Raw genomic sequence first — 6,155 nt, 5'->3', positions numbered from 1 at the left:
CTACAGCTCGGCGGCGGGTTTCCCCATCGTCTGGTTCGGTGTTTTACCCTTGCCCGACTTTGTGCCACTGGACAAGGCCTTGGCCGCCTCATTCAAGCAGGCGCATCAGTTGTTGGCCTATGGCTTGGCGGCACTGATTCTGGCGCATTTGGCCGGCGCACTCAAACACCATTTTCTCGACCGTGACGGCCTGCTTCGGCGCATGTCTCCCTTCCCCCTGAAACGGAATCCTTCAGCATGAAAACTCTGATCAAAATATTGTTGGCCGTGTTGGTTGGCGCGGCCGGGCCGGCTACTGCTGCTGCCGACTTGTTGCCGGGCTTGAGCGAACTCAGCTTCACCAGCCGCCAGATGGGCGTGCCGGTGGAAGGCCGCTTCAAGCGCTTCGACGCCAAGTTGACTTTTGACCCCAAGAAACCCGAGGCCGGCCAGGTCAGCTTCAATATCGAGTTAGGAAGCGTGAGCTTGGGCGCGCCGGAGCTTGAGTCCGAGCTCGCCAAAGCGCCCTGGTTTGATAGCAAAAAACTCCCGCTGGCGCACTTTCAAAGCAGCGCCATCAAGGCCCGGGGCGGCAATCTGTTCGATGTCGCCGGCAAGCTGACCATCAAGGGCCTCAGCCGCGACATCGTCGTGCCGGTTCAGTTGGCGCAGTCCGGCAACGTCACGGCGGCCAGCGGCGGCTTCGTGCTCAAACGCCTCGAATTCAAGATCGGCGACGGCGAATGGGCCGACACCTCCTTGGTCGCCAACGAGGTGCAGGTGAAGTTCAAGCTCGCCTTCAACGGCGTCGCAGCCCTGTAAATTTTCTTTTTTTTCCTCAGCATTTCCCACTCCCCACGAGACCCTCAGCATGAAACAGTTTCTTCTGACTTTTGCCCTGGCCGCAAGCGCCGGCCTTTGCCAAGCCGCAGCAGCCACCTATGCCATCGACCCCAGCCACACTTTTGTGACCTACGAGATCACGCACTTCGGCACCTCGACCAACCGGGGCCGTTTCGACAAAAAAGAAGGCTCGGTGCAGTTTGACCGCGCCGCCAAGACCGGCCGGGTTGAGATCAGCTTTGAGATCGCCTCGGCCAGCACCGGCTTTGCGCCCATGGACAAGCATTTGCTGGCCGAAGACCTGCTCGCCGCCGAGAAGTTCCCGACCGCCCAGTTCGTCGGCGACAAATTCGTTTTCGACGGCGACAAGGTCAGCGAAGTGCAGGGCCAGCTGACACTGCGCGGCAAGACCAACCCGGTCACGCTCAAAGCCAATCACTTCAACTGTTATGACAACCCGATGCTCAAGCGCGAAGTCTGCGGCGGCGACTTCGAGGCCACCATTGACCGCACCCAGTGGGGCGTCGACTACGGCCTGGCTTGGGGTTTTCCAAAGAACGTCAAGCTGATCATTCAGGTGGAAGCGGTCAAGCAATAAGACCTAGCCTGAGGCAGCTGCGCTGCCTGTTCTTTGCAATTGAAGCCCGTCCGCCCTCACCGGCCGACGGGTTTTTCACTTTTAGGGCTTGCCGACTGTCGCGTTTTGGTGCAGTTCGACCATTCCGTGTTGCGCTGTATCGCGAGCGTCTGGGTCCAGGTCAACGCCTTCAGTACAGTGCAGCCCATGCAACAAGGTCCCTCTTCAATGCACCCGCCCACGCTCTACCAGCGCTGGCAACGCCTCGCCGCAGCCATGCTGCGGATCTTCCACAGCTACGCCGGCTGGCTGGTCAGCATCAGTTGGAAGCGCTTTATCGTCTTGGCGGTGGCGCTGATGATCGGCGTCAATATCCTGCAGGATCTGCCGCCCTTCACCTGGCGCATCAGCTCCACCGTCACGCCGGACGAGATCCCTGAGCCGGCCACCGAGCCCGAGCCGCCGGCACTGCCGGAACCCAGCCCGGCCGCCCGCCGCGCCGCCAAGCCACTGATCAAGTCCGACAAGCCGATTCACTACGAAATCACCATCGACGAGAACGGCGTCAAGGTGCAGCCGCGCAAGGCCAAATCTGCCGCGTCGGCGCCTGCCGATGCCGCTGCATCGGCTGTAGAAGACGGCGAGATCGACCCCGACCTGCCCTCGATTGAGATCCATCTACCCAAAGAAGCCAAATCGGCCGAGATCAGGCAAGCGGTTGAGGCGGCCAAGTCCGGCATTGAAGACGCCTTACGCGAGGCCTCGGAGGCGGCGCAGACTGTTGCCAAGGAGGCGGCCAAAGAAGCCCGTCGCGCCGCCCGCGAGGCGCAGAGCCAGCCGCGCCGCCACACCACGGTCGTGCATCTGGGCGATTTTTTGGTCAAGCTGGCCTTCTTCTTTGTGCTGGGTTCGGCCCTCATCAAGGTCAGCTACAAAGGCCGGCTGCAGGCCGAAGTAAAGGCAGCACAAGCGACCGAAACGGCCGAGGCCGAGTCGTTGAAGCGCCAAGTGGTCGAGGCCCGCATGGCCGCGATGCAGGCGCAGGTCGAGCCGCATTTCCTCTTCAACACGCTGGCCTCGATCGACCACCTGATCGAGACCGACCCGCCGCGCGCCTCGCAGATGCAAAAAAACCTGATTGCGCTCTTGCGGGCCTCGATGCCCACCATGCGCGAGGCCAATGCCAGCGGCGTGCGGGACCTCGGCCGCGAGTTGGCCGTCATCAAACCCTATCTGGAGATTCTCAAGGTGCGCATGGAAGAGCGGCTGCAGACCGAGATCAATGTGCCCGAGGGCCTGCTGTCAGCCGAGTTCCCGCCGATGATGATGCAAAGCCTGGTCGAGAACGCCATCAAGCATGGCCTAGAGCCCAAGGCCGAGGGCGGCATGCTGACGGTCAAGGCCGAGGTCAACCACGGCAAACTGGCGGTCACGGTGGCCGACACCGGCCTGGGCTTCGGCCGCGCCGCCACCAGCGGCACCGGCGTGGGCCTGGCCAATATCCGCGAGCGCTTGATGTTGTTGTACGGCGCCAAGGCCAGCGTCACCGTCAGCGAAAACCAGCCCAGCGGCACCAAGGTCACGATCACCGTGCCCTACCGCAGCCGCGGCCATGATTCCGATGACAAGCAAGGAGCTTAGAGATGAAAACGACGTTCAAATGGCTGCTGATTCTGAGCCTGGGGCTGGCCCTGCTGGGCCTGTTTGCAGGCGGCGCCTTGTGGCACGCATTGATCGCCCAGCCCGACGTCAGCATCAGCATCAACGGCGAAGATCTGGACTTGCAGGGCCTGCAGTCCGTACCCTGGTTCGGCGTCGTCTTCGGCATGCTGGCGGCCGGTGCGGTGGTCTGCCTGGTGATCCCGCTGGTCTTGCTCTTCAGTGTCGGCCTGCCCTTGCTGCTGACGCTGGCGATCTTGGCCGCCGTGGCTGTGGGCCTGCTCAGTCTCGGCGCGATGCTGTTTTCGCCACTCATCCTGCTGGTGCTGCTGCTCTTGATCGTACTGAGAAAAAAACGTCCAAAATCACCTGCGCAAGCCGCTAGCATTGCCCGATGAATTCACCTCAAAACTCCGAATCCCTGCGCGTGCGCGCCGTCCTGGCTGACGACGAGCGCCTGATGCGCGAGCAGCTGCGCGCGCGGCTTAACGAAGTCTGGCCCGATCTGGAAATTGTTGCCGAGGCCAAGAACGGCCTCGAAGCCGTCGAGTTGGTGCGGCAGCATCGGCCTGATCTGGTTTTTTTGGACATCCGCATGCCGGGCTTGACTGGCATTGACGCAGCGCGCCAGATTGCCCAGATGGGCGGCGGCGATGATGTGCCGGAGGGTGAAGACTGGCTGGTACCCGAGATCGTCTTCATCACCGCCTATGACCAATACGCGGTCGAGGCGTTTGAGCAGGGCGTGGCCGACTATGTGCTCAAGCCGGCTGAGCGTGAACGTTTGGCGGTGACGGTGCAGCGCATCAAAAAACGTTTGGCGCTGCGCGATGGCAGCGCCAAGGAAGAGGCGGGCAGCGGCAACGCCGCTGCAGCGCCCTTGCAGCAACTGCTGCACAAGCTCTCGGCCCAGCTCAACCCCGGCGCGGCGCCAAAATATCTGCAGTGGATTCAAGCCACCGTCGGCCAAGCGATCCAGATGATTCCGGTCGAGGATGTGCTGTTCTTCATCAGCGACGAGAAGTACACGCGGGTGCAGACGGCGCGCGTCGAGGCGCTGATCCGCAAGCCGATCAAGGAGCTGGTCGATGAGCTGGACCCAGCACTGTTCTGGCAGGTACACCGCTCGACCCTGGTCAATGCCCGCGCGATCGACGGCATCACCCGCGACTTCCGTGGCCGCCAGATGATCGGCGTCAAGGGCCTGACGGAGAAACTCGAAGTCAGCCGCAGCTACACGCAATTATTCAAGGGCATGTAGGCCGACCCGCCGTGCAGCGGAAACTACTGGGGCTGACGCCCAGCCCCAGCGCCGCCTTGCATCAAGAGTAGCGTGCCCGCCGGATGGCCAATGCCAAGCCGGCCAAACCGAGTGCGAGCAATGCCGACTGGCTAGGCTCCGGAATGGTCGGCACTTGCTTGAGCCGCCAGATATTGGTTCCCGCGGTGTCATACATCTCAAAGTGCAAGGACAGTTGATCTCCCGGTTTAATCACAAAGTCATCGAAATAGAAGTCCAACATGTCGATGGGCTGGTTCGTGCGGTCGACATGCCAGCCGCCAACGAAAATGCCGTTGATATCAACCTTGACGTTCTTCAGCCAGTCCGCATAGGCCGTGGGTTGGTCGAATGAAATGCCGTCGCCCTCACCCGAATCCACCCAGGCACCGCCGACAAAGGTTTGCAGGGTGATGTGGAAGTCGGTCCAGGCAGACTGGCTGCCGTTCCAGATGTACTTTTCAACACTCCAACGACCCACCATCGGGTCGATCGGGCGGGTGTAAATCGGCTCCAGCGACGAGGTGGTTTCCTGAAAAATGATGACCGGGTTGGGCGCGCCCTGCGCCGCCGCGCTCACGCACAAGCCCAGACTCAACCCAAGCGGCAGGATCGCCCCGACAAACGTCGCCTTCGACAAAAATGACTTGAACAAGCTCATGATTACTCTCCGATATTGGTCAAACGTGAAGCGCCTTGGCTTGCGGGCAGCAAGCTTGTTGACGGCGCCACTCCTTCAAGCGGTCAAAGCAGCGGGTCGGCTACAAGCGCCAGCAAATAGTAGGCGGGGGCCTCACTCTTAACCATAGCCAAACTAGGGAGTAACCCCGATGACCTGCGTCGCGTCGCACGCCGCGATGCCATTCGAGCGGCCCTATCTACACCCTATCGCAGCGCCCTGGCTTGTGCGCGGGCGACTCGCGACACTGAACGCCTGTGCAAAGCCAACACTCACTGCTCGCGTAACAGGACCCTCGCCCCATGCTGAAACTCTCCAATCTCACCCACATCTACCCCAACGGCGTCAAGGCGCTGGACGGCGTCAGTCTCGACATTCCCAAGGGCATGTTCGGCCTGCTGGGGCCCAACGGCGCCGGCAAATCATCGCTGATGCGCTGCATCGCGACGCTGCAAACCCCCAGTTCAGGCGGCATCCAGTTCGGCGCGATTGATGTACTCAAGCAGCCCGAGGCTTTGCGCGCCACGCTGGGCTATTTGCCACAAGACTTCGGCGTCTACCCGCGCGTGTCGGCCTATGACTTGCTCGACCATCTGGCCGTCTTGAAAGGCATCGCCAACAAGGGCGAGCGCCGCGACACCGTCGAGACGCTGCTGGCGCAGGTCAATCTATGGGGCGTACGCAAGAAGGCGGTGGCCGGCTATTCGGGCGGCATGCGCCAGCGCTTCGGCGTGGCGCAAGCGCTGATCGGCAACCCCAGCTTAGTGATCGTCGACGAGCCGACCGCCGGCCTCGACCCCGAAGAGCGCAACCGCTTCAACAATCTGCTGGCCGAGATCGGCGCGAACGTGGTGGTGATTCTGTCCACCCATATCGTCGAGGACGTGGCCGATCTGTGTCCGCGCATGGCCATCATCAATAACGGCAAAATTGTGCTGACCGGCGCGCCGCAGAACTTGCGCCGCGAGCTGCAGGGCCGGGTCTGGCGGCGCAGCGTCGACAGCGCCTCGCTGCCGCGCTACCAGGTCGACTTGAACGTGATCTCGAACCGCCTGCGCGGTGGCCAGACCGTCATCCATGTGCTGGCCGACAGCGCACCCGAGGCCGGTTTCGAGGCGGTCGACGGCGACCTGGAGGAC

At 62.0% G+C, this 6,155-nt stretch carries 8 protein-coding genes; 7 read left to right on the top strand and 1 reads right to left on the bottom strand.

What is annotated here, in order from left to right:
* The 6 genes from RMO57_RS14710 to RMO57_RS14685 all read left to right on the top strand — a co-directional run.
* On the top strand, nt 1-241 hold a 241-nt coding region (locus RMO57_RS14710), incomplete at its 5' end, for a cytochrome b (protein ID WP_310387854.1).
* Complete coding sequence (locus tag RMO57_RS14705; protein ID WP_310387853.1) at nt 238-801, top strand: YceI family protein; 564 nt, start codon at nt 238-240, stop codon at nt 799-801. The genes RMO57_RS14710 and RMO57_RS14705, both read left to right, overlap by 4 nt.
* 49 nt (nt 802-850) lie before the next feature.
* Nucleotides 851-1,420 carry a YceI family protein gene (locus RMO57_RS14700; RefSeq protein WP_310387851.1) on the top strand — a complete coding sequence of 190 codons (570 nt, stop codon included), beginning with the start codon at nt 851-853 and terminating at the stop codon, nt 1,418-1,420.
* Between the two features lie 207 nt (nt 1,421-1,627).
* On the top strand, nt 1,628-3,040 hold the full coding sequence (locus RMO57_RS14695; protein ID WP_310387849.1) for a sensor histidine kinase: 1,413 nt from the start codon (nt 1,628-1,630) through the stop codon (nt 3,038-3,040).
* 2 nt (nt 3,041-3,042) lie between these two features.
* Nucleotides 3,043-3,456: a hypothetical protein gene (locus RMO57_RS14690; protein ID WP_310387847.1), complete on the top strand. Its 414-nt coding sequence runs from the start codon at nt 3,043-3,045 to the stop codon at nt 3,454-3,456.
* The gene (locus RMO57_RS14685) at nt 3,453-4,319 is read left to right on the top strand and encodes a LytTR family DNA-binding domain-containing protein (protein ID WP_310387845.1); all 867 of its coding nucleotides are present in this window, start codon (nt 3,453-3,455) and stop codon (nt 4,317-4,319) included. Before RMO57_RS14690 ends, RMO57_RS14685 begins: the two co-directional genes overlap by 4 nt.
* A gap of 61 nt (nt 4,320-4,380) precedes the next feature.
* Here RMO57_RS14685 and RMO57_RS14680 read toward each other — a convergent pair whose 3' ends face one another.
* A complete protein-coding gene (locus RMO57_RS14680) occupies nt 4,381-4,998 on the bottom strand; it encodes a PEP-CTERM sorting domain-containing protein (RefSeq protein WP_310387843.1) in 618 nt (205 codons plus the stop codon).
* Nucleotides 4,999-5,318: 320 nt separating this feature from the next.
* On the opposite strand from RMO57_RS14680, the gene RMO57_RS14675 reads away from it, so the two are divergent.
* Nucleotides 5,319-6,155, top strand: an 837-nt coding sequence (locus RMO57_RS14675) for an ABC transporter ATP-binding protein (protein WP_310387841.1), incomplete at its 3' end; no start/stop codon positions are given.

Source organism: Roseateles sp., from assembly GCF_031397715.1.
Lineage (GTDB): Bacteria > Pseudomonadota > Gammaproteobacteria > Burkholderiales > Burkholderiaceae_C > Paucibacter_A.
This window is presented reverse-complemented; position numbering and strand designations above follow the sequence as displayed.